This window comes from Undibacterium sp. TJN19 (assembly GCF_049339485.1).
GTDB lineage: Bacteria > Pseudomonadota > Gammaproteobacteria > Burkholderiales > Burkholderiaceae_D > Undibacterium.
The window spans coordinates 1,176,170-1,198,451 of the sequence record NZ_JBMPPL010000001.1 but is presented as its reverse complement, the minus strand read 5'-3'; the positions used below and the strand labels follow the sequence as shown (position 1 = coordinate 1,198,451).

The window sequence follows — 22,282 nt, the reverse complement described above, 5'->3', positions numbered from 1 at the left end:
GCATTTCGCCACGCAAAATGCAAGAAATGGTGAAATTGCTGCTTGTAAGTCTGTCCATCATCTAACTTGAAAAGACAGGCCAAATGTTTTTATTTCCAAGTGGCAATCCTAGGGGAAATAAGAAAAATCTGTGTGTTTCTGGCGTTGCCAAAAACCATTGCAAAGGCCTTTTTCAATGTTTCTACGAAGAAACAGTCTAAATCTGTGCACCTGTTTAAAAGTTACAATGCGGAAACTTTCAAGGAGATAGCATGAAATTGAAGCCTTTTATCACTTTATTGGCGATGACGTCCGCCGTTTCCACTGCCTGGGCAGAGGATACATCCAACATCACCATCAGCGGTTTTGGTACCGCTGCACTCACGCGTAGCAATTCTTCCGATGCAGAATTTGCGCGCCCGAATCAATTGGCAGGTGTCACCGACAGCGCCAGAACCGGCGTCGATTCCAACTTCGGCATACAAGTCACTGCAAAAATGAATGACTGGTTGTCTTTTACGGGGCAAGGCCTGGTGCGTAAAAATGTGACGGACAATTTTGGTGCGGAATTGGCCTGGGCGTTTGCCAAAGCCAAGGTATCCGAGAACCTGAATCTACGTGTCGGACGTATCGGTTTGCCGGTCTATATGATTTCTGATTACCGCAATGTTGGCTATGCCAACACCATGTTGCGTCCGCCGATAGAAATGTACACCCAGGTGACACTGGAAAGTGTTGACGGTGTTGATGCGGTCTATCAGACCACTCTGGGCGAGACGACGGTATCTGCGCAACTGGCCTACGGTGTCACTGATTCCGATAACCGCGGTGGCTTTACTGCCAAGTTCAAGAAGGTATCGAGTATCAACGTCGTTGCTGAAAACGGACCTTTCACTTTCCGCTTTGGCCGTGTCGATGCGAATGTGACAGTCGATAATTCAAGCAACCTGACAACGCTGGTGACTGGTCTGGCCAAGTTTGGTTTCAAATCAGCCGCTGACGCAATCGCTGTCAACGATACCAAGGCATCCTTTACATCCCTGGGCCTTGGCGTTGACTGGAAAAGCTTCGTAGTGCAGGCCGAATACGGCAAACGCAAATCTGCCAGCCTGTCCATTGCTGACACTACATCCTGGTACACCATGTTCGGCTACCGCTTTGGCAGCTTCCTGCCTTATTTCAGCCATGCTTCGGCAACCCAGGACAGCCCACGCACGGTAGCGGGCCTGCCAACTTCCGGCCCTCTGCTGCCGTATACCCTCGGTGCCAATGGCCTGGCGAGCGCTTCTCCCATACAAACCAGCAATAGCCTGGGCGTGCGTTGGGATTTCTATAAATCAGCCGCCCTGAAATTGCAGCTGGACCGTCTCTCACCAGATAGCGGCCCTGGCACTTTTGTGAATACAAAACCTGGCTTCAAAGGCCCGGTGACTGTATTTGCTGCTGCAGTTGATTTCGTATTTTAAGGGGGAGCGCGATGAATAAGCATGTTAAAAAAATATTGATCGCTGCGGCCCTGGTCATCAGCACTACCGCCGCGACAGCAGCAGAAATTGTCGTGGTCGTGAATCCGCAAAATCCGGCAACATCAATGACGGCAGCACAGGCGTCGCAATTTTTCCTGGGCAAGTCGCCCATGTTTACGCCGGTGGACCTGGCCGAGAATTCACCTGTCCGTGCTGAATTCTATAAAAAAGTGGCTGACAAGGATTTGTCGGAAGTAAAAACGATCTGGTCGAAACTGGTATTTACCGGCAAAGGTACGGCACCGAAAGAATTGCATTCGAATGCCGATGTGAAAAAAGCCGTTGCCGCCAATCCCACAGGCATAGGCTATATAGAAAGATCGGCAGTGGATGCAACGGTGAAAGTGGTGACTGTATTACCGTGATCTGCCTGCCATTGCTGCTAAATGATTGTCAAAAAGAAAGAAAGCCGCTAGCCGGCTTTCTTTTTTTGTTTTGCGTACACATTTACTGTGGGCAAAACAAATTACTTTGATGAAATTTGCGTTTTGCAACAATTCCTACTAAAACAAAGTATATATTGAATATACCCACCCCTATTTTTCCTGGTTTTTACAATTGTGCTGTTCTTTTTAAAAGGACTTGTCATGAAATTGTTTTACGATCTGAGGATTTCCGCCAAGCTCTTTGTGGGTTTTATATTGTTGCTGGTGCTGACTGTTTTTCTGGGTGGTTTTTCGATATTCCAGCTTTCGCGAGTTAACCAGACAGCACTGGAATTGGGCACTAACTGGATGCCCAGTGTCAACGCAGCGATGGGTATCAAGGAACGTATTTCACGCCTGCGCACCCAGGAAATGCAGATTGTCTTGTCTGCCGGCGATGAAGAAAATCTGAAAAAATATGAAAAGCGCTGGAAGGATTATTCTGCCGAGCTCAAAAAATACGAGGATGATTATGCCAAGCTCATCACCTCACCAGAAGAACAGCAGATATTCACTGAATATGGCAAAGTCTGGCAGCGCTATGCCGTTGAAGCCGGCAAGCTGACTGAGCAGGCCAAGGCTGGCAATGCGGAAGAAGCACGCAAAACCCTGCGTGGCGACTCATCCAAACTGAATGCAGACATGCTGGTACTGGCCGACAAAATGGTACAGATCAATGCTGACGGCGGCATCGCCGAATACCATACAGGGGAGCGGATTTACTCCAACTCCAGAATGCTGATCCTGGGACTGATCGTCGCCACCATCGCCTTGGGTCTGTTACTGGCATACTGGATCGCCAGAGTAGTAGCGCGGCCATTGCAGGAAGCAGTCAGGGTAGCAAAAACAGTCGCCTCCGGCGACCTGACCAGCGATATCCAGGTTCATACCAAAGATGAAACAGGTGAGCTGTTACAGGCGCTGAAAGAAATGAATGCCAGCCTCTTGTCAGTGGTCGGCGAAGTGCGCACCGGTACTGACCTCATCGCTACGGCTTCTACCGAAATTGCCAATGGCAATATGGATTTGTCAGCACGTACAGAAAGCCAGGCAGGTTCGCTGGAAGAAACCGCCTCTTCGATGGAAGAACTGACATCGACAGTCAAGCAAAATAGTGACAATGCCCGCCAGGCCAATCAGCTTTCGCATTCGGCTTCTGCGGTAGCGCAAAAGGGTGGTACGGTCGTATCGCAAGTGGTTGATACCATGGGTTCTATCAGTGAATCCTCGAAAAAAATCGTCGATATCATCGCCGTGATTGATGGCATTGCCTTCCAGACCAATATCCTGGCGCTGAACGCGGCGGTCGAAGCCGCCCGTGCGGGCGAACAGGGCAGGGGCTTTGCCGTAGTTGCCTCTGAAGTGCGCAACCTGGCGCAACGTTCTGCCAGTGCCGCCAAGGAAATCAAGGCCCTGATCAATGACTCTGTAGAAAAAGTCGATCTGGGTACGCGCCTGGTAGACCAGGCCGGTGCCACCATGAAAGAAGTGGTCGAAAGCGTCAAACGTGTCAGTGACATTATCAGCGAAATTACGGCTGCTGGCAGTGAGCAAAGTTCGGGCATAGATCAAATCAACACCGCCATCATTCAAATGGACCAGGTGACACAGCAAAACGCAGCGCTGGTAGAGGAAGCCGCTGCTGCCGCCGCCGCCCTGCAAGAGCAGGCCAGTAATCTGAGTCGCGTCGTGAGTGTATTCAAACTCGATCATCAGCATGAACACCAACAGGGATTTGGCAGGGCAAAAGCGCCTGAAAAAGCCAGTTTTGCTACCTCAGTACGGCCCGTCAGCAAGCCAGTGGCGAAGCCTGCATTGAACAAGCCTTTGAAAAAATCCACACAATCTGCCCAGCCGGCCAAAGAAGCCGCAATGACAGGAGCTTCTGGTGATTGGGAAGAATTCTGACATCAGGGTTTGAATTAAGCCCATTCCTTGTTGACCATGGGGTGACGGTGATTTGACATTTTTGCAAATTGTTCAGGATGTAATGGTGTCTGAATTTCAGGCAGCACGCCACATTATGGAGACATCCCCGTATGTTTTATTTCTCAGGCACTGTCGTTTTTACCCAAAGGAATTGTGATGAACACGTTTTATAACCTTAGAATTTCGGCAAAACTGTTTATTGGGTTTGGTTTTCTCTTGTTGTTGACAATCTTTCTTGGCGTGTTTTCCATCACCATGCTGGCAAAGGTTAACCAGAATGCCTATGAGCTGGGTACCAACTGGATGCCCAGCGTGAATGCTGCCATGGGTATTAAAGAAAGAGTGTCGCGCATACGCTCGCAAGAAGCTCAAATGGTGTCGGCCGAAAATGCGGAAGAAGCGGAAAAATATTTTGGTCGTACCAAAGAGGCCATTGTAGGACTAAAAGAGAGTGAAACTGAATTCAGCAAACTGATAACAACCGCCGAAGAAAAAAGTGAGTTCGCCGATTACAGCAAATCAATGGGTGAATACCTGGCGATTACCGAAAAAATGGCAGCCCTGGCAAAAGAAGGCAATGGCAAGGATGCCATGGAAATGATGCGCGGTGATTCATCCAAAATCAACACCAAAGTTCGCGCGCTGGTAGACAAAATGGTGAAAACCAATGTCGAGGGCGGCAACCTTGCCTATAAAAGCGGTGCTGAAGCTTATCAAAATTCGCGCATGCTGATTATTGCTGTGCTGGTGGTCAGTGTTTTGCTTGGCATGGTGCTGGCCTATGCAATTGCCCGCATTGTTGCCAGGCCCTTGCAGAAAGCGGTTCGCGTTGCCCAAACGGTGGCCTCGGGTGACCTGACCAGCCATATCGAAGTATTGCATAGTGATGAAACCGGTCAGCTCCTGCAGGCGCTTAAAGATATGAATGCCAGTTTGCTGCAAGTGGTGACAGAGGTGCGCCGTGGCACCGATGAGATCACTTCTGCGGCGACTGAAATTGCCAATGGCAATATGGATTTATCCAACCGCACCGAAGAACAGGCCAGCTCACTGGAACAGACCGCCTCTTCCATGGAAGAGATTACCTCTACCACCAAACACAATAGTGATAATGCCCGTCAGGCCAACCAGCTATCGCATTCTGCTTCTGAAGTTGCGCAAAAGGGCGGTAGCGTGGTTTCACAGGTGGTGGACACCATGGGTTCCATCAATGACTCGTCCAAGAAAATCGTCGACATCATTGCCGTGATTGATGGCATTGCCTTCCAGACCAACATCCTGGCCCTGAATGCGGCTGTAGAAGCGGCGCGTGCCGGTGAGCAGGGGCGCGGCTTTGCGGTAGTGGCTTCCGAAGTGCGCAATCTGGCACAACGTTCAGCCGGTGCTGCCAAGGAAATCAAGGAACTGATCAATGACTCGGTAGAAAAAGTCGGGCAGGGAACGCGCCTGGTTGACCAGGCCGGTGCCACCATGAAAGAAGTGGTGGACAGTGTCAAGCGCGTCAGCGACATCATCAGTGAAATTACGGCAGCAGGAACTGAGCAGACTTCCGGCATAGAACAGATCAATATTGCCGTATCCCATATGGATCAGATGACGCAGCAAAATGCTGCCCTGGTGGAAGAAGCGGCCGCCGCCGCAGGTGCCTTGCAAACCCAGGCAGAAAACCTCAGCCGTGTGGTCAGTGTTTTCAAGCTTGATCAATTGCATCTTGAGCAGGTTGATGCCAAGCCTGTCGCCAAACGCCCGGCTTCCAATGGCAACAAAGCCAGTGCGCAGTCAAAAGTACGCAGTTTGCCCAAACCGGCAGGCCGCACGACCAAGCCAAGTGCCAGGGTAGAGCCTGTCAGTACGGCAAAAGCCGACGAATGGGAAGAGTTTTAATCTGAACCAGCAAAAACAAATTCGCCCCACGCGCATCTGCTGCACGTGGGGCGAATAGTATCAATGCATCAGTTTGTGCTCAATTGATTGTGACCGGCTGATCAGCCGAGATCGCTCTGTTTGACAATAATGCGTGACACCAGCCCATATTCCTTGGCTTCGGCAGCGCTCATCCAGTAATCACGGTCGATGTCAGCCGTGACTTTTTCAAGTGTCTGGCCAGATTCTTTTGCGATCAAAGCGGCGATACGTTCGCGTATCTTGACGATTTCACGTGCCTGTATCGCAATATCCGTCGCCTGGCCACCGAAACCACCGCTAGGCTGATGGATCAGGAAACGCGTGTTCGGCAGGCAGACACGGCGCTCTTTTGGTACTGACAGGAAAACATTCACTGCTGCACTGCCTACCCAACCTGTACCGACGATATTGACCGGCGCATCGATAAATTTGATGATGTCATGGATAACATCGCCAGATTCCACATGGCCACCAGGTGAAGACACCAAGATGGTGATCGCTTCTTTCGACTCTGCTGACAGAGCGATCAGGCGTTTGCTGACTTCGGCTGCCAGTTTGTCATTGATCGTGCCAAATACCAGTACCGTACGGGATTTGAATGCCTTTTCTTCAAGAAAAGGGCTGCGTTGCACATCGTTATTGTCTTTGTCGTCTGCCATGGAAGTCTTTGCTAGGGTTTAATTGGAAATTCGGGGGATGCATGCCGCCTAGATGGCTGCACTAGTCGTTTTTTTCAAGTAGGCTTCAGCGAGCCTGACCCAATAAGTTGCGCCTATAGGCAGCAAATCATCGTTGAAGTCATAGCTGGGGTTATGCAGGTTGCAGGGGCCAAGGCCGTGACCGCTGTCCCTGTGACCGCCATCGCCATTGCCGATGAAGGCATAGCAACCCGGTTTGGCCTGCAACATGAAGGCAAAATCCTCTGCGCCCATGGTGGGTTCTACCTGGGTATCGACATTGTCGGTGCCGACCACGCTGCGCATGACCTCTGCTGCGAAGGCGGTTTCTTTGGCATGGTTGATCAGTGGCGGATAATTGCGCTTGAAACGGAAGTCAACCTGCGCGTCAAATGCGGCAGCCGTATGCTCGGCGATGGTCTGCATGCGTTTTTCTATCAGATCTATCATCGCGGTGCTGAAGGCTCTTACCGTACCGATCAGCGTTGCTTCGTCAGGGATGACATTGGTCGCGCTGCCGGAATGAATCTGCGTGACCGACAGCACGGCCGATTCCAGCGGGCTGGCATTGCGGCTGACGATGGTTTGCCAGCTTTGGGCCATCTGTATGGCAACAATAATAGGGTCTATGCCTTTATGGGGCTGGGCTGCATGGGCACCCTTGCCCCTGACGATAACTTCAAATTCATTTGATGAAGCCATCATCGGCCCTGCGGTGATACCAAAAGTGCCAACCGCTACCCCTGGCCAGTTATGCATGCCAAAGACTGCTTCCATCGGGTATTTCTCAAATAAACCATCTTCTATCATATGCCTGGCACCGCCACCGCCCTCTTCGGCAGGCTGGAAAATCACATAGACGGTGCCATCAAATTCCCTGTATTGCGATAGATAATGGGCGGCTCCCAGCAACATGGCGGTGTGACCATCATGGCCGCAGGCATGCATTTTTCCTTCATGCCTTGATGTATGGGCAAAGGTATTGATTTCCTGCATGGGCAATGCGTCCATGTCAGCGCGCAAGCCGATTGCCCGTTCGCTGCTGCCATTTTTGATGATGCCCACGACACCCGTGCCACCGAGGCCGCGTATGACAGGTATGCCCCAGTCTTGCAGTTTTTGTGCGACCACTTCAGAAGTACGGTGTTCTTCAAAGCACAGTTCCGGATGAGCGTGAATATCACGCCTGATTTGCTGGATTTCAGCATGGAATTGCACAATAGGATCAATCAGTTTCATTTTTGTCTCCGGATGGCGTTCGCAATGCCTATGTCAGTGCCAGCGGCAGGAATGCGCAAACTAGTCTTGTCAGGGTGTTATCCTGATAATAAAAACCTGATTCCTGCCCCAGAACATGAGCCAGCCCACAGGTTTTTTCTATATGGAGAACGATACCAGATTCCGGGCAAACTGGCAGTCATCGTCCGCATATGCATGCTACAAAAACTGATTTGACTGCCACGATCAGGCGGGTAAACTTGGCAGCGTGCCTGGTACGGGTACTTAAGTGCGCACTTGTCTGCTTGTTTTTTTACCAGCGTTACCAGCGCATGCCTGACATGGCCCCCATACCTGCACCATAAATGGTGAGCAGGCTCAAGATCAGGCCCAGTGGACCATTGACCAGGCTGCTGAGCAGGCAATTGACTGCCAATGGTTTCTGGCCGCGGCTTGTTGCCAGCAACGCGATGGGCAGTGTGATCAGGCCCACTATGGCGGGAAGCAAAATCACGAACAGCGGCGTAGAACGGCCACTGGCTTCAAGCGTGAAGAACGAAATGGTCAGCAGCGCGATCAGATGTAACAGAATGAGCCTGGCACGGGCACTGCGCAGACGTGTGACCCAGTAGGAAAAATAAGCCGGGTAAGCAAGGCCGCCTGTCATGTCAAGGCCATTAACATGACTGAGATGACTGAGACTGGAGCTGCTGACAAAGTCATACACCACCGGTGGCAATATCAATACGATCAATATGAGAAAGATGTGCAGGCAAATGCGTTTGGCAGTAGTCGACATGGAACCCTGGGTCAGACGTGACAGTCGTGATGGTTTGTTAAGTAAGCGCAGTGAGTGTATCAGAGTGATTGCGCTCAGACGAGGAGCTGGTAAAGCCTGTAAAATTCGCGAAAATGCGGCTGAAGTACAGGCCTGAGTAGTTTCTCCGAAGCTGAAATATCCAAAATATTCAGAGTATTCAGATTCGCCAGACAGTGAGCAGACCCTAAGCAATGCAGATAATGATGCAACATACAGCGCAAAAAACCAGACAGGCACGTGCTCAAATGGCATTCCAGCATCTGCATTTAATTGCAGGGCAGGTCTGACAGATGCCGGGGTTTGTCCTGCGCCGTCTGCTGCAAAGCCTGGCCGTCCTGCTGGTGATGTCAGTGCTGGTATTTGCCGGTGTGTACGCGATCGGCAACCCCATCGACATCCTGCTCAGCCCCGACGCTGACCAGGCGGAGCGTGTCCGCGTCATTGCTGCCTTCGGTCTGGACCAGAGTTTGCCGCAGCAATACTGGCTATTCCTGAAAAATGCCTTGTCTGGTGATATGGGGCGTTCTTTTGTCTACGCTACACCGGCACTGGGCCTCATTATGGAACGCATGCCCGCCACGCTGGAGCTGGCCGTGTTTGCAATCGTCATCGCCATCGTGCTTGGCATACCTCTGGGTTTGCTGGCTGGCCTGCGGCCACAGAGCATGCTGGCAAAAAGCATCATGGCCGTATCCATCCTGGGCTTTTCGCTGCCCACTTTCTGGGTAGGCTTGATGCTGATCATGGTGTTTGCCGTACAACTGGGCTGGTTGCCATCCAGCGGACGCGGTGAAACCACGTTGCTGATGGGCATACCGGTCAGCTTCCTGAGTCTGGATGGCTTGAAGCACCTGCTCCTGCCCGCCCTGAACCTGGCCCTGTTCAATATTGCCCTGGTAATACGCCTGACACGCTCGGGCGCACAGGAAGCGCTGTTGCAAGATTATGTGCGCTTTGCCCGTGCGAAGGGTTTGCGCAATAGCCGCATCATCGGTGTGCATGTGCTGAAAAATATCCTGATACCCATCGTCACCGTGATTGCCCTGCAATTTGGTTCCATCATCGCTTTTGCCATCGTGACTGAATCCGTATTTGCCTGGCCGGGCATGGGCAAGCTCATCATTGATTCCATCCGCGTACTGGACCGGCCCGTTATCGTTGCCTATCTGTTGTTGATCGTGACCCTGTTCATCATCATTAATCTGGCAGTGGATGTCCTGTATTCGCTGCTTGATCCGCGGGTACGCCTATCAGAAACCCGTGATTGAAGGTAAATAGCGCATGACACCAGTTTCTTTGCCTCCACAGTCTTTATTCGCTTCAGCGGAAACACCTTTCAGGCGTTTCCTGCGTGATTTCTTTGCCAGCCGCCTGGCGGGTGTTGCTTGCCTGCTGCTGGGCATATTATTGCTGGCAGCACTGTTTGCGCCCCTGATTTCACCGCAAAATCCGTATGACCTGGCTGGCCTGGATGTCATGGATTCCCGTCAGGAACCGGGGCAACTGTCATCTGATGGCAAGCTGACTTTCCTGCTGGGTACAGATGAGCAGGGCAGAGATATGCTGTCAGCGATTTTTTATGGTTTGAGGATTTCTCTCCTCGTGGGTTTTTCCAGTACCGCGATTGCCCTGCTCATGGGCCTGAGCCTGGGCTTGCTGGCCGGTTACCGGGGCGGGCGTGTCGAAGCCCTCATCATGCGCGTGGCAGATATACAGTTGTCGTTCCCATCGATCCTGATTGCCCTGATTTTGCTGGCGTTGACAGGGCAGGGCATCAGCAAGATCATTCTGGCGCTGGTACTGGTGCAATGGGCTTATTATGCCCGCACCGCGCGCAGTGCGGCACTGGTGGAAAGACGCAAGGAATATATAGAAGCCGCAGTCGGCCTGGGTTTGTCTCCGGCGCGCATCATCTGGCGACATTTGCTGCCGAATTGCCTGCCGCCGCTGATTGTGGTGTCGGCCTTGCAGGTGGCCTCGGCCATTTCGCTGGAAGCCACGCTGTCTTTTTTAGGGCTGGGTCTGCCCGTCACTGAACCTTCGCTTGGCCTGCTGATCGCCAATGGTTTTCAATACCTGTTGTCGGGCAAGTACTGGATGAGTTTTTTCCCTGGCCTGGCGTTGTTGCTGACGGTGGTCTCCATCAACCTGGTGGCTGATCAATTGCGCGATGTATTAAATCCGCGCTTGCAGACCCAATAAGGCTGAACAGGACATCATGAGCATGGCAACACTGCAAGTCAGTCATCTGCAAACAGAATTTATCAGCCGCGCCGGTACCGTCAAGGCGGTGGATGATGTGTCGTTCAGCGTGGAGGCCGGACAAATCATGGGGCTGGTGGGGGAATCCGGTTCAGGCAAATCCATGACGGCTTATTCCCTCATGGGACTCATTGATGCACCAGGCAAGATCAGTGCGGGCAGCATCTTGTTCAAGGGGCAGGAGTTGCGTGGCCTGCCCGCAGAAGCAATGCGGCAATTGCGCGGCAACCGTATCGCCATGATCTTCCAGGACCCGATGATGACACTGAACCCGGTCTTGCGCATAGACACGCAAATGCTGGAAACCATCTTTGCACATCAGCAGGTGAGCAGGGAAAAGGCGCGCGAAATGTCACGCGATGCGCTGGTCAAAGTCGGTATCGCTTCACCCGACGAACGTCTGCTGGCCTATCCACACCAGTTTTCTGGCGGCATGCGGCAAAGGGTGGCAATCGCCATTGCCCTGTTGAATCATCCTGAACTGATCATCTGTGACGAGCCGACCACGGCTCTCGATGTCACCATACAGGGACAGATTTTGTATGAAATGCAGAAACTGTGCCGTGAATCGGGCACGGCCCTGATCTGGATCACCCATGATCTGTCCGTGGTGGCAGGTCTGGCCGATACGGTCAGCGTCATGTATGCCGGCAAAATCGTTGAAAGTGGCAGTGTCCGCCAGGTTCTGGAGCAGCCCCTGCATCCCTATACCCATGGCCTGATCGCTTCTTCTCCTTCGCGCAACCAGCATGGGCAAAGCCTGCGCCAGATACCGGGTGCAACGCCATCACTGCTGAACTTGCCGCAGGGATGTGCCTTCCGTAACCGTTGTGAACGCGCCAGTGCCGCCTGTGAACAAACACCGGGAATCCAAGTCCTCAATGGCCGCAGCCTGCGCTGTTTTCATCCCATGACAGATATCAGCGAGGTGGCACATGGCTGAACTGAATTCAAACCAGCCCCTGCTGGAACTGAGCACAGCCAGCAAGCGCTTCACCCGGCCCGTAGCGCTGGCAGACAAAATCAGCGGGTTCTTTGGTGCCAGCCGTGATGAGCAGGTAGTCCATGCGGTAGACCGGGTTGACCTGGCCTTGCAGGCAGGCGAAGTGGTGGGCCTGGTGGGCGAATCTGGTTGTGGCAAATCCACCCTGGGTCGCATGGCCGTAGGTCTGCACAGTCTGTCTGAAGGCTCACGCTGGTGGCAGGGACAAAACCTGGCAGATGAGCATGCTTTCAGCGCTGTCGAACGCAAGCGGATACAACTCGCCATCCAGATGATTTTTCAGGATCCCTATGCATCGCTGAACCCGCGCATGCGGGTGCAAGACATCATTGGCGAAGCCCCGGTCGTGCATGGCCTCATCAGCGCTGCGGAAAGACAGGATTATGTCGCGCATCTATTGCAAAAAGTAGGGCTGGATACGGCCATGTCAGGGCGCTTCCCGCATCAGTTTTCCGGCGGCCAGCGCGCCCGTGTCGGCATAGCAAGGGCGCTGGCAGTGCAGCCGCAATTACTGGTTTGTGATGAAGCCGTGGCTGCACTCGATGTGTCGATACAGGCGCAGGTATTGAACCTGTTCATTCGTCTGCGTGATGAACTGAAGCTGACTTACCTGTTCATCAGCCATGATCTGGGTGTCGTCAGGCATTTGTCTGATCGCGTCATCATTATGTACCTGGGGCGTATTGTCGAAGCCGCGCCTACCGCAGAAATTTTTGGCCATGCGAATCACCCGTACACGCAAGCCCTGCTGGCAGCAGCCCCCAAGCTGGAAGTGAAGAAGATAGACTTTATCGCCATCAAGGGGGAAATCCCATCGCCGCTGCATCCGCCTGCAGGTTGCCATTTCCACCCGCGTTGCCCGCATGCGATGCCGCTTTGCTCGACGGAACAGCCGGTATTGAAAGAGATCGCCCCCCGGCATTTTTCCGCCTGCCACTTGAATCAGTGAACTCACGCAACAGCAGCAAGATCAGTTTGTATTCCGATGTCAGCAACGACGCTTTCAGAACAATAGAGATATTCATATTAATGATGTCTGGTATACAAAAAAGAAAGCGGTTTTCTTTGCTGCACTGCGATAAAGTAGGAACTGTCTCCTCCAACACCTCCTAAGGTTTGGATTTAACCCGCAACCTTCAGGTCGCGGGTTTTTTTTCGCCTGTTTACTTTACGGTAATGAATTCTAGCGATTAATGGTGGTTTTTCTTATTATTAATTCTGCAAGGGAATATTTTTGCTCTTATCAATATACGTTTTATGAATGGTTGATATGTGAAAATAGAACTTGGTGAATTTGTTGCGCTGCGATATAGTTTCGCTTGTCTCCTCCAACACCTCCTAAGGTTTGGATTTAAGCCCGCAAACTTTGCGGGCTTTTTTTTCGGCTGTTTAGGGATGAAACTGCTGAACGCGCATAAGTCGCATAGCGTCGTATAGCCTTCCAAACGGACATTCATCAGGGCACACCATTGGCTAATGCAGCCGCTTCCACAGAGCGAAACCGCAAGCTCATTACAAGAGGCACTGCAATCACATAAATCGCGATGACAGAAAGCCAGATTGCACCCGGCCATTGCGCCCGGATCACGAAGTAAAAGCTGGAAAACCCAAGAGGAGCAATGATCGATGCCAGGCTGACGACCGACGTCAGCACACCCTGGAACTGCCCCTGCCTGCTTTCGTCAACAAGGCGCGTCGCAAGCGACTGTAATGCTGGCACACCCACGCCACCGAGTACAAACACCGGCATGACTGCAAACACCATCCAGCCTTGCCTGGCGAATGCCATCACGACCAGCGCGATGCAGGTTCCCGCGATACCGGTCAGGATAGTCCCGCGTTCCCCCAGCAATCTGACAGCAGGGCCTGGTAGGAAAGCCTGCGCCAGCGCCTGGCAGATACCGTAAGTGCCGAGTGAGAGGCCAATCCACAGGCCGTTCCAGCTAAACACATCATTGCCCCAGAGAGCCCAGCAGGTGCCATACACTTCGCCTGTCGCACTCAGGATGAAGAAGATAACGATCACAGGTATCAGGTTCTTCATGGCAAATACCCAGCGTAGTGGCCGCAAAGGGTTCAGTGCTGCCAGGTCAATTCTTTCACGGCCAGGCTTGCGTGATTCTGGCAGCACCAGCAGGGCCAGCAATAAATTACCCGCGTTCAGCAGCGCAGCCGCTATGAAGGGCAGCCGCGACCAATAGTCACCCAGCACACCGCCAAGAACCGGGCCGATGATGAAGCCAGCCCCAAAGACAGCGTTGAACAGGCCAAAGCGCCGTGCACGTTGATCTTCCGGTGAAATATCGGTGATATAGGCCATCGCGACCGACATATTGGCACTGGTCAGCCCGGCGATGGCGCGGCCAAGCAGCAGCATCCAGAGCTGCGGTGCGAATGCCATCACCACATAGTTGATGGCGGCCCCTGCCAGCGAGATCAGCAGCACCGGGCGCCTGCCAAGGCGGTCACTTAATGCACCCAGTACGGGGGCGAAGATAAACTGCATGACCGCATACAAGGCAGTCATGATGCCTATGTAAGGTGCCACGTTGTCGCCATGCGTCACCTCTGCAAGCAGACGCGGCAGGATGGGAAAGATCAAGCCTATCCCGACGGCATCGAGACCAATGGCAGCGAAAATGACAGTCAGTGCTTTGTTCATGGCAGGACTCCCGTAGCGTGTGCTGAACTGCCAGGCTTGCGTAGAAGACGCGGTGCAGGTAAGGCTATCGGCTTCATGGCAATGGCTGCAATAGGGGTCATTGCTACCATTGTGCTCAATGAACTGATCAGATTTGCCAATCGGGTTATAAAAGTAGTTATTTCATTCATATACTCAATCTAAATGTGTACTAAGTACATAAAATGATATGTTATTATGCTTAGCATGTCAATCCCATCCGATCTTCGGTCCCGCAAACGGCTGGCCACGCGCCAGAGCATCTCCAATGTCGCCACGCAACTGTTTCATGAGCGTGGCTTTGATCAAGTCACCGTGGACGAAATCGCCGCGGCCGCCGATGTCGGGCGGATGACTGTGTTCAATTACTTTCCCCGCAAGGAGGATATGTTTTTTGACCGTGACGAAGAGGGGCGCGAGATGCTGCGCGATGCTTTACGCCAGCGCGATCCCGAGGTGTCTCCGGTCGAGGCTTTGCGTCTGCTGGCTCACAGTCTGGTTGCTGAAGAAAGCCCTTATGTCAGGTTCCCTGCGGGCGCACCGGGCTTCATATCCGCCGGTAGCCAGGGCTTCATCGAGACCATTGAAGGTAGCGAAACCCTCAAGGCAAGGGCCAGGGCAATCCGTGATGAAATCGCCCAGGTCATCACAGAGGCATTATCAGGATGTGCAGGGCGAGAGCCTGACGATGCCGATGCCAAATTGACAGCCGGTGTGCTGCTGGCGACGTGGACGGTTGCTTTGATTGAGGCTCACCGCATTTTTCGGCAAAGCCAGGATAAAGAGAAAGCCCAAGCTGCTTTTCTTGCCATCGTTGACAAGGGAAGCATGGGGTTGAAAGCCGCCATGGCAGGTACGCCCTACGCTTGAGCAATTTTTTCAGACCAGACGTGCTTCCGCATATCTGCGTCAAGCGCGGAGTTGTGCAGGGCTGACACCCAATAGCCGACGCATGCAGCGGGCCATGTGACTGGGGTGCGCAAAACCTGCTTCCAGCGCAATTTCAGTCATGCTTTTTTTTCCCTCGATCAAAAGCAGGCGTGCTTTTTCTGCGCGTCTTTCAAGGACGAAACGATGGACCGGCATGCCAGCGGCTTGCCTGAAAAGTGATTTGAAATGGGACAGGCTGAATCCTGCAACGACAGCGAGTTCCGCAAGTGTCAGGTCCTGGTCAAGATGTGCATCAATATAGTCAATAACATGACGCAAGCGCCAGCCCGGCAGCTCACGGCCTGGCCTTGAAGAAGGAACTTGTTGGCGTGACTGTACGGTGAGCAGGCGTGTCGCCAGCGCAGAGGCCAGACTGTCGGCAAACAGCCTCCCGCCGGGATGTTGATCATGTTCTTCGGCCTGCATCATCCAGCCTATGCGCTCGATTTGCGGGTCGCGTATATGTATCGAGGGATTCAGTTCCGCGCTTTGTGATCCCAGTCCCATCGCTTCTGCCGAGTCCTGCAATAGCGACGGTGTCAGTCGCAACAACAGCGACGTGGCTGGTTGCGACAAGGTCCAGCGCGTGCTCGACCCGGCAGGTACGACGCAAAACTGACCATGAATGCGCACACCTTGCCGTTCATAATTACCCGTGCGATAAGAAACCGGCACCGGTTTGCCAAGGTGCAGGCATAGCACATGGCGTTTATCTACTGGGGAATTGAAAAGCCCAGAGGGAACCGGTGATGTCAGCACATCCAGCAAAGGCAGACTGACTGCACCGGCATGCTGCAACAATGCTGCTGGCGGGAGGGGATAGCAAGAAGGTCTCAGGCTCATCACAGGCTCAATAGGCGTATTGTATTGCGGCACCAGAATGCTACTTGGGCTCTAATTTCAGGCTTGAACGCAAGTTTTTCGCGAATGCCAAGAATGCGTGATTCCTGCGATTTATGCAACCGCGATTTATCTGAACTTGCGCTCAAACAAAATCATCCTTTTGTATCCTGCATCGGCTATTCGTGCGCGCACATGCAATGAAGCGCTGCTAGCATCGTTTCCATATTGAAACCACAATTTGGAGATGTCAGATGAAACGCAGGCAATTTTTGCAAGCTACCGTCAGCACGTTCGCGGCTACCTATGCTGATGATATGGTCTTTGGTAACCTTGTCCAGTCTGCCGCCGCTGCTGAGGCATCATCATCGCTCAGCAGTGCGGCAGCCTTTACCGCGGCGCGTCGTTTTGCGGAATTAGCATGTGGCCGGATCGCCTATGTAGACCACGGTTCAGGGGATGTCGCGCTGTTTCTGCATGGTGCTCCACTTAACAGTTTTCAATGGCGCGGCTCGATTGATCTGCTGTCACCCTACCGGCGCTGCGTGGCCTTGGACTTTATGGGGCTGGGTTATTCGCAAGTGCCTCAGCAGCAATCTTTGGCAGCAGATGCCCAGCTTGCCATGCTGGTGGCATTGCTCGACAAGCTGGGCATAGCCAAAGTCGATATCATTGCCAGTGATAGTGGCGGCGCAGTCGCACAGTTGCTGGTAGCTCGTTATCCACAGCGAGTGCGTAGCCTGTTGTTGACCAATTGCGATGTCGAGCCAGACAGCCCGCCAGCCGGCGTACAGCCGGCGATAGCCATGGCACGGGCAGGCACGCTGGCAGACGCGACAGGGCAATGGCTAACTGACCGGGCGCTGGCACGCGCCACTTTCGGAGCGGCCGTTTATCACAATCCCGCAGATCTGGCGGATGAAACAATAGACTATTATGTCAGGCCGCTGGTGAGTTCTGCCTTGCGTCGTGCGCAGTATCACGACTTCCATCTCGCGCTGGAACCCAACCCGCTGGCCGGTATCGAAGCCGCACTCAAACGCAGTGCTGTTCCCGTCAAGATGGTCTGGGGTGGCAGCGATACGATATTTTCCGTGGCGGACGCCGAATACCTGGATCGTATTTTCCCACGCTCCCGCGGCATACGCCTGGTCCCCGAGGGGAAATTGTTCTTTCCAGAAGAATTTCCCGACATCATCGCAGACGAGGCGCGGCGATTGTGGCAATCTGTTTGAGATATTCAGCCCAGAAACTGGGGCCGTCTCCTGCCCCAAGGCAGTTGGTGGAAATAACAGCCGAAATTACTTGACGATGATTTTTCAAATTTCAGCCTTGTTCAATGCCGGCAATCGTTGAACTGGGCGCATGTGCAGGGATACCGCAGATATATGCTTTACGTATATCAGATATTTCAATAATAAAGCATACAAATATGCTGCGTCGCAGTAAAGTTACACCTGTCTCCTCCAACACCTCCTAAGGTTTGGATTTAAGCCCGCAAACTTTGCGGGCTATTTTTTTGTCTGGCCGGTTTGCCCAGGCTTATTCGGCAATATGGATATGCCGCTTGATGTGCTTTAAGTGCGCCACGATGGTAAAGGTCATGATGACCAGCAAAGACCAGGAACTCCATTTGCCCAGATGCACGGTCGACCAGGCACCAAGCTGGTTGGGATAGCGCCAGATACCGAAAAAAGTCCCCATGTTTTCTGCCAGCCAGATAAAAAAACCGATCAGGATGAAGGACAGCAACAAAGGCATGCTGCGGTCGCGGTCAAGCGGGCGGAATACGACTGAAGAACGCGCATACAAGCCCAGCGCACAGGCGGCCAGGTACCAGCGATAGTCACCGATATAGTGGTGGGTGAAAAAGTTAAGGTAGATCATTATGCCTATCGCTGCAGCCATCCAGTATGGCGGGTGATGACGTATGCGCAGGTCAAACAGCCGCCAGGCCTGGATGATGTAACTGCCTATGCTGGCATACATGAAACCGCTAAACAGGGGCACACCCCATAATTTCGTATAGCCAGGTTCAGGATAGGCCCAGGACTGTATCTGGCCAGATACCTTGAACACTTCCAAAGCAAAACCTACTATGTGGAACAAGGTCACGGCCTTGAGTTCGTCCATGGTTTCCAGTTTGCTCCACACCATACCCACTTGGATCAGCACTGCGATCAGGAACAGCACGTCATAGCGTGGCAGGCCAAAGAAACCACCTTTGGGAACCAGCAGAATGGATGCAAAGAACATGCCGACAAACAGGCAGGAGCGTAGTTCTTTCATGCCGAAATACCAGAATTCAAGCAAGAAACGCGAAAACCCTTTGAGGTTTTCCCGCGGTGGAAGGTTGATCAGGAAATGATCGATGGATTGCAGACGCATGGGCAGAGACGGTGATTTTTGCATACATCCTATTACGGATGGAAATGAAAACTGTGGCTTAGAAAATACGAATAGAACATATACTAAAAACAGTATAAGTAATGCATAAAAAATGCAGACAATCCTATTAATTATTTAAATCATGCTGTCTTGTATCGCGTATGTCCTTGCGTCAGTGCAGATGGCACGTCACTTGCATGAGAAATGCGCAGGCAAAAAGTTAAACATGGGCGGTGGCGGATACATACGCTCTGCCAGGCATCACCCGGAGAAAAAGCAGAATGACAAAGTCAGACAATTATCCGCGCGACTTGATCGGTTATGGTCGCCATATACCGCATGCGCAGTGGCCGCAGCAGGCCAGGATAGCCGTACAGTTTGTATTGAACTATGAAGAAGGTGGCGAAAACAGTGTTCTGCACGGCGACCGGGCATCGGAACAATTCCTGTCCGAAATCGTGGGTGCAGCCGCTTATGAAGCGCGTCATATGTCGATGGAATCCATCTACGAATATGGTTCACGTGCCGGGGTCTGGCGTATCTTGCGCGAGTTCGAGAAACGCCAGTTGCCATTGACCGTATTTGGTGTCGCGATGGCCTTACAGCGCCATCCGGAACTGACACAGGCGTTTGGCGAACTCGGTCATGAGATCGCCTGCCATGGCTTGCGGTGGATACATTATCAGGGCATGGACGAGGCGCAGGAGCGCGAACACATGCAGCAGGCCGTGCAAATCATGCGTGAACTAACAGGCCTTGCTCCGCTGGGCTGGTATACCGGGCGCGACTCACCAAATACCCGTAAGCTGGTGGTGGAGCATGGCGGCTTTGCCTACGATGCTGATTATTACGGGGACGACTTGCCATTCTGGACCGAGGTACGCACCAGAGACGGGCAGGACAGGCCACACCTGGTCGTCCCGTATACGCTGGACAGCAATGACATGCGCTTTGCCACCCCGCAGGGTTTTAACACGGGTGATCACTTCTATGACTACCTGAAAGACAGCTTTGATGTCCTCTACGCCGAAGGCGATCCGGATGCGGACAATGCGCCTAAGATGCTGTCGATAGGCATGCATTGCCGACTGCTCGGACGGCCAGGGCGTTTCCGCGCCCTGCAACGCTTTCTTGATTATGTGCAGGCCCATGAAAAAGTCTGGGTCTGCCGCCGTATCGACATCGCCCGGCACTGGATGCAGGTGCACCCGTTTCAAAAATCAGCAAATAAATAGATCTGCCCATTCCTGAACTACCGCACAGGGAATGATCGCTATCAGGACGATTGAGCTTACAAAGTTGAATCTGCAATCACACTTATCACACTTCGCAAAGACTTGATTATTTATATAAACAGAGAAAAGGAAGAAAGATGACAATGCAAATGAAACCCCTGGTCCTGGCAGTGATTTCCTGTCTGCTGGCAGGTACGGCCATGGCGCAGTCCAGTGTCACAGTACAGGGACTGGTCGATCTGTCGGTGGGAACCGTCAAGCTCAGTGGCGACAAGGCCAGTACGGCCGCCATGACAGCCGGCGGCATGACCACATCCTGGTTTGGTTTTAAAGGGGTGGAAGACCTGGGTGGAGGTTTGAAGGCAGAAATGGCATTGACCGCATTTTTGCGTCCGGATACTGGTGAGTCAGGTCGCTTTGGCGGCGACACGCTGTTCTCACGCGATGCCAATATTGCCCTGTCCGGTGGTTTTGGCCGGGTTTCACTGGGACGTGACCTGGCACCGAGTTTCTTGCCGGTCGTCATCTTCAATCCCTTTGGTGATTCCTTTGCCATTTCTCCCCTCGTCTTGCACTGGTATGTGCCATCAGGTGGTTTTGCTGCACGCACGTGGGTCAATGCGGCTGCCGGTGATTCAGGCTGGAGTAATGAAATCATCTACAGCACCCCTAATTTCGATGGTTTCAGTGCCAATCTGCATTATCAGTTTGGTGAAAAGGCCGGCGACACCGGCACACGCAATGCCGGCCTGAATGCGCTTTACTTCAATGGCCCACTGGCTCTGGGGGCGTTTTATCACAAGGTGCAGGTATCCAACCCGCTCGGTGGCTCGGCCATCGTCGATGCCACTTCGGCACCGGTAAATTTTGCATCCATCAATAACCAGACCGCGTATTTTGTGGCTGCCAGCTATGACCTGACAGCGGCCAAATTGTATGCAACTTATTCTTCCACCAAAAATGACACGCCGGCGGTAAAAGAGCTCGACGATAAAACCTATAGTCTGGGCTTGAAAGTACCGGCAGGTGGCGGCGACTTCCTGCTTGGCTACGCCAATACCAAGCGCAGCGGCACGCTGACGGCCAACAATGACCTCAAACGCGATACCGTGTCAGCGGGTTATGACTATAATCTGTCAAAACGCACCGACATCTATGCCGTATTAATGAGCGACAAAATCACGGCAGCAGACCGGGCAACCAGCGTCATAGCGGGTATTCGGCACCGTTTCTGAGGCTTTTTCATTTAAAAAAACCGCATGACTAAAAATATGCGGTTTTTTTGTCACAAAATGCCGGGCTGATTCGTCTTATCATCATGTCTGATACGGAAAGCCCATGATGAACCGCCTGCAAATTTTTACCGAAAACCGGCCACGCCTGTTTGGCATCGCCTACCGCATGCTGGCCTCACGTGCCGAGGCAGAAGACATTTTGCAAAATGCCTATTTGCGCTGGCATGATCTCGGCGACAGTGAGCTGGCAGAAATCCGCAATACCCAGGCCTGGCTGGTGACGGTCGTCAGCCGTCTCTGTATAGATCGCCTGCGGGTATTGAAGCTGGAGCGTGAAAGCTACACCGGGCCATGGCTGCCAGAACCGATGATAGAGATCGACCCGCAGACACCAGAACTGATTGCCGAATTCAGCAGTGATGTATCGCTGGCATTTCTGAGCATGCTGGAACGCCTGAGCGCAGAAGAGCGCGCTGCCTTTCTGTTGCACCAGGTCTTTGATGTCGATTATCCGGTAGTGGCCGATATGCTCAACAAGACCGCAGCCGCCTGTCGCCAACTGGTACACCGCGCCCGCGAAAGAGTGCAGCAAGACAAACCGCGTTTCCAGATCAGTCGCGACGTGCACAGGCAATTATTGCATCGCTTCACACTTGCCGCAAAGAGTGGTGATTTGCAGGAATTGACATCTTTATTTGCTGACGATGCGCAAATGATAGGCGATGGCGGCGGCAAGATCGCCTCTGTCAATCGCATCCTGCATGGCGCAGACCGGATTGCCCGGCTCTATCACGTGGTTGCCAGGGGTTATCAGCAACGTATGCAATATGTGGAAGTGCAGATCAATGGCGAACCAGGCTTGTTGCGTTATCTGGATGGCAAACTCGATGCCACCATTTCCATCGTCAGTGATGGAGAGAAAATTCTCGACCTCTATACCATACGCAATCCTGAAAAATTGCAGGCTTATCATTCCCTGGTTTTGCCCGCATTTCTGAACGGCAATGTGTGCCAAGGTCGGTAATTTGCTCTTGCCCCAGATGACAGCGTGCCAGACAGGTCGTCAATCAAGAATGCGGCCCGCGTACAGCCAGCTCTGCCTGCACCGGTTCCATCGCCCGTCAATACTGGCTTCCCTCCAAGATACACTGCAGGTAACAGTCGAGTGAAATCGTAGGCGCGCTCTTTTGATTTCCATGCTCTTTAGAGCAGGGCCGCTAAAAAAAACAG

General features: G+C 52.7%; 19 protein-coding genes. 13 read left to right on the top strand and 6 right to left on the bottom strand.

The window, feature by feature from the left end; genetic code table 11:
• Positions 1-251 precede the first annotated feature (251 nt).
• The 4 genes from ACO0LH_RS05540 (at position 252) to ACO0LH_RS05525 (ending at position 5,743) form a co-directional block, all read left to right on the top strand.
• Complete coding sequence (locus ACO0LH_RS05540) at positions 252-1,445, top strand: hypothetical protein (protein WP_422940042.1); 1,194 nt, start codon at positions 252-254, stop codon at positions 1,443-1,445.
• 11 nt (positions 1,446-1,456) lie between these two features.
• On the top strand, positions 1,457-1,870 hold the full coding sequence (locus ACO0LH_RS05535) for a hypothetical protein (RefSeq protein ID WP_422940040.1): 414 nt from the start codon (positions 1,457-1,459) through the stop codon (positions 1,868-1,870).
• A gap of 222 nt (positions 1,871-2,092) precedes the next feature.
• Positions 2,093-3,838, top strand: a complete 1,746-nt coding sequence (locus ACO0LH_RS05530; protein ID WP_422940039.1) for a methyl-accepting chemotaxis protein — start codon at positions 2,093-2,095, stop codon at positions 3,836-3,838.
• Positions 3,839-4,015: 177 nt separating this feature from the next.
• On the top strand, positions 4,016-5,743 hold the full coding sequence (locus tag ACO0LH_RS05525; protein ID WP_422940038.1) for a methyl-accepting chemotaxis protein: 1,728 nt from the start codon (positions 4,016-4,018) through the stop codon (positions 5,741-5,743).
• 101 nt (positions 5,744-5,844) lie between these two features.
• On the opposite strand, the gene ACO0LH_RS05520 is transcribed toward ACO0LH_RS05525, so the two are convergent.
• From ACO0LH_RS05520 to ACO0LH_RS05510, 3 genes are all read right to left on the bottom strand, one after another.
• The gene (locus ACO0LH_RS05520; protein ID WP_422940037.1) at positions 5,845-6,423 is read right to left on the bottom strand and encodes an ATP-dependent Clp protease proteolytic subunit; all 579 of its coding nucleotides are present in this window, start codon (positions 6,421-6,423) and stop codon (positions 5,845-5,847) included.
• Between the two features lie 48 nt (positions 6,424-6,471).
• The gene (locus ACO0LH_RS05515; protein ID WP_422940036.1) at positions 6,472-7,680 is read right to left on the bottom strand and encodes a M20 aminoacylase family protein; all 1,209 of its coding nucleotides are present in this window, start codon (positions 7,678-7,680) and stop codon (positions 6,472-6,474) included.
• Between the two features lie 301 nt (positions 7,681-7,981).
• On the bottom strand, positions 7,982-8,458 hold the full coding sequence (locus ACO0LH_RS05510) for a hypothetical protein (protein ID WP_422940035.1): 477 nt from the start codon (positions 8,456-8,458) through the stop codon (positions 7,982-7,984).
• A gap of 311 nt (positions 8,459-8,769) precedes the next feature.
• Between ACO0LH_RS05510 and ACO0LH_RS05505 the strand changes: the two genes are divergently transcribed.
• Genes ACO0LH_RS05505 through ACO0LH_RS05490 form a run of 4 tightly spaced genes read left to right on the top strand, consistent with a single transcriptional unit; the run spans position 8,770 to position 12,693 of the window.
• Positions 8,770-9,747 carry an ABC transporter permease gene (locus ACO0LH_RS05505; protein WP_422940034.1) on the top strand — a complete coding sequence of 326 codons (978 nt, stop codon included), beginning with the start codon at positions 8,770-8,772 and terminating at the stop codon, positions 9,745-9,747.
• Positions 9,748-9,760: 13 nt separating this feature from the next.
• Positions 9,761-10,681, top strand: coding sequence for an ABC transporter permease (locus ACO0LH_RS05500; protein WP_422940033.1), 921 nt, complete (start codon positions 9,761-9,763; stop codon positions 10,679-10,681).
• Positions 10,682-10,697: 16 nt separating this feature from the next.
• The gene (locus ACO0LH_RS05495) at positions 10,698-11,684 is read left to right on the top strand and encodes an ABC transporter ATP-binding protein (RefSeq protein ID WP_422940032.1); all 987 of its coding nucleotides are present in this window, start codon (positions 10,698-10,700) and stop codon (positions 11,682-11,684) included.
• Positions 11,677-12,693 (top strand): ABC transporter ATP-binding protein, encoded by a 1,017-nt coding sequence (locus tag ACO0LH_RS05490; protein ID WP_422940031.1) that lies wholly within the window; start codon positions 11,677-11,679, stop codon positions 12,691-12,693. The genes ACO0LH_RS05495 and ACO0LH_RS05490 overlap by 8 nt, the downstream gene beginning before the upstream one ends.
• A 507-nt stretch (positions 12,694-13,200) precedes the next feature.
• Here ACO0LH_RS05490 and ACO0LH_RS05485 read toward each other — a convergent pair.
• A complete protein-coding gene (locus ACO0LH_RS05485) occupies positions 13,201-14,406 on the bottom strand; it encodes a TCR/Tet family MFS transporter (RefSeq protein ID WP_422940030.1) in 1,206 nt (401 codons plus the stop codon).
• Positions 14,407-14,631: 225 nt separating this feature from the next.
• Between ACO0LH_RS05485 and ACO0LH_RS05480 the strand changes: the two genes are divergently transcribed.
• A complete protein-coding gene (locus tag ACO0LH_RS05480) occupies positions 14,632-15,294 on the top strand; it encodes a TetR/AcrR family transcriptional regulator (protein ID WP_422940029.1) in 663 nt (220 codons plus the stop codon).
• Between the two features lie 39 nt (positions 15,295-15,333).
• Here the strand turns inward: ACO0LH_RS05480 and ACO0LH_RS05475 are convergent, their stop codons facing one another.
• Entirely contained in the window at positions 15,334-16,197 is an 864-nt protein-coding gene (locus ACO0LH_RS05475) for a helix-turn-helix domain-containing protein (RefSeq protein WP_422940028.1), read from the bottom strand.
• A gap of 251 nt (positions 16,198-16,448) precedes the next feature.
• Between ACO0LH_RS05475 and ACO0LH_RS05470 the strand changes: the two genes are divergently transcribed.
• Positions 16,449-17,429 carry an alpha/beta fold hydrolase gene (locus ACO0LH_RS05470; RefSeq protein ID WP_422940027.1) on the top strand — a complete coding sequence of 327 codons (981 nt, stop codon included), beginning with the start codon at positions 16,449-16,451 and terminating at the stop codon, positions 17,427-17,429.
• A gap of 307 nt (positions 17,430-17,736) precedes the next feature.
• On the opposite strand, the gene ACO0LH_RS05465 is transcribed toward ACO0LH_RS05470, so the two are convergent.
• Entirely contained in the window at positions 17,737-18,582 is an 846-nt protein-coding gene (locus tag ACO0LH_RS05465) for a DUF817 domain-containing protein (protein ID WP_422940569.1), read from the bottom strand.
• A gap of 281 nt (positions 18,583-18,863) precedes the next feature.
• On the opposite strand from ACO0LH_RS05465, the gene puuE reads away from it, so the two are divergent.
• The 3 genes from puuE to sigJ all read left to right on the top strand — a co-directional run bounded on the left by puuE (position 18,864) and on the right by sigJ (position 22,076).
• Positions 18,864-19,817: an allantoinase PuuE gene (gene puuE, locus ACO0LH_RS05460; protein WP_422940026.1), complete on the top strand. Its 954-nt coding sequence runs from the start codon at positions 18,864-18,866 to the stop codon at positions 19,815-19,817.
• A 143-nt stretch (positions 19,818-19,960) separates the two neighbouring features.
• On the top strand, positions 19,961-21,052 hold the full coding sequence (locus tag ACO0LH_RS05455; protein ID WP_422940025.1) for a porin: 1,092 nt from the start codon (positions 19,961-19,963) through the stop codon (positions 21,050-21,052).
• Positions 21,053-21,158: 106 nt separating this feature from the next.
• Positions 21,159-22,076: an RNA polymerase sigma factor SigJ gene (gene sigJ, locus ACO0LH_RS05450; protein WP_422940024.1), complete on the top strand. Its 918-nt coding sequence runs from the start codon at positions 21,159-21,161 to the stop codon at positions 22,074-22,076.
• Positions 22,077-22,282: the final 206 nt, after the last annotated feature.

What these genes read in the sequence shown, in the direction of transcription:
- ACO0LH_RS05480 (WP_422940029.1), top strand. Translation starts at nt 14,632, where the DNA reads ATGTCAATCCCATCCGATCTTCGGTCCCGCAAACGGCTGGCCACGCGC.
- ACO0LH_RS05525 (WP_422940038.1), top strand. Translation starts at nt 4,016, where the DNA reads ATGAACACGTTTTATAACCTTAGAATTTCGGCAAAACTGTTTATTGGG.
- ACO0LH_RS05455 (WP_422940025.1), top strand. Translation starts at nt 19,961, where the DNA reads ATGCAAATGAAACCCCTGGTCCTGGCAGTGATTTCCTGTCTGCTGGCA.
- ACO0LH_RS05515 (WP_422940036.1), bottom strand. Translation starts at nt 7,680, where the DNA reads ATGAAACTGATTGATCCTATTGTGCAATTCCATGCTGAAATCCAGCAA.
- ACO0LH_RS05520 (WP_422940037.1), bottom strand. Translation starts at nt 6,423, where the DNA reads ATGGCAGACGACAAAGACAATAACGATGTGCAACGCAGCCCTTTTCTT.
- ACO0LH_RS05530 (WP_422940039.1), top strand. Translation starts at nt 2,093, where the DNA reads ATGAAATTGTTTTACGATCTGAGGATTTCCGCCAAGCTCTTTGTGGGT.
- ACO0LH_RS05505 (WP_422940034.1), top strand. Translation starts at nt 8,770, where the DNA reads ATGCCGGGGTTTGTCCTGCGCCGTCTGCTGCAAAGCCTGGCCGTCCTG.
- ACO0LH_RS05465 (WP_422940569.1), bottom strand. Translation starts at nt 18,582, where the DNA reads ATGCGTCTGCAATCCATCGATCATTTCCTGATCAACCTTCCACCGCGG.
- ACO0LH_RS05500 (WP_422940033.1), top strand. Translation starts at nt 9,761, where the DNA reads ATGACACCAGTTTCTTTGCCTCCACAGTCTTTATTCGCTTCAGCGGAA.
- ACO0LH_RS05470 (WP_422940027.1), top strand. Translation starts at nt 16,449, where the DNA reads ATGAAACGCAGGCAATTTTTGCAAGCTACCGTCAGCACGTTCGCGGCT.
- ACO0LH_RS05510 (WP_422940035.1), bottom strand. Translation starts at nt 8,458, where the DNA reads ATGTCGACTACTGCCAAACGCATTTGCCTGCACATCTTTCTCATATTG.
- ACO0LH_RS05540 (WP_422940042.1), top strand. Translation starts at nt 252, where the DNA reads ATGAAATTGAAGCCTTTTATCACTTTATTGGCGATGACGTCCGCCGTT.
- ACO0LH_RS05535 (WP_422940040.1), top strand. Translation starts at nt 1,457, where the DNA reads ATGAATAAGCATGTTAAAAAAATATTGATCGCTGCGGCCCTGGTCATC.
- ACO0LH_RS05495 (WP_422940032.1), top strand. Translation starts at nt 10,698, where the DNA reads ATGAGCATGGCAACACTGCAAGTCAGTCATCTGCAAACAGAATTTATC.
- ACO0LH_RS05490 (WP_422940031.1), top strand. Translation starts at nt 11,677, where the DNA reads ATGGCTGAACTGAATTCAAACCAGCCCCTGCTGGAACTGAGCACAGCC.
- puuE (WP_422940026.1), top strand. Translation starts at nt 18,864, where the DNA reads ATGACAAAGTCAGACAATTATCCGCGCGACTTGATCGGTTATGGTCGC.
- sigJ (WP_422940024.1), top strand. Translation starts at nt 21,159, where the DNA reads ATGAACCGCCTGCAAATTTTTACCGAAAACCGGCCACGCCTGTTTGGC.
- ACO0LH_RS05485 (WP_422940030.1), bottom strand. Translation starts at nt 14,406, where the DNA reads ATGAACAAAGCACTGACTGTCATTTTCGCTGCCATTGGTCTCGATGCC.
- ACO0LH_RS05475 (WP_422940028.1), bottom strand. Translation starts at nt 16,197, where the DNA reads ATGAGCCTGAGACCTTCTTGCTATCCCCTCCCGCCAGCAGCATTGTTG.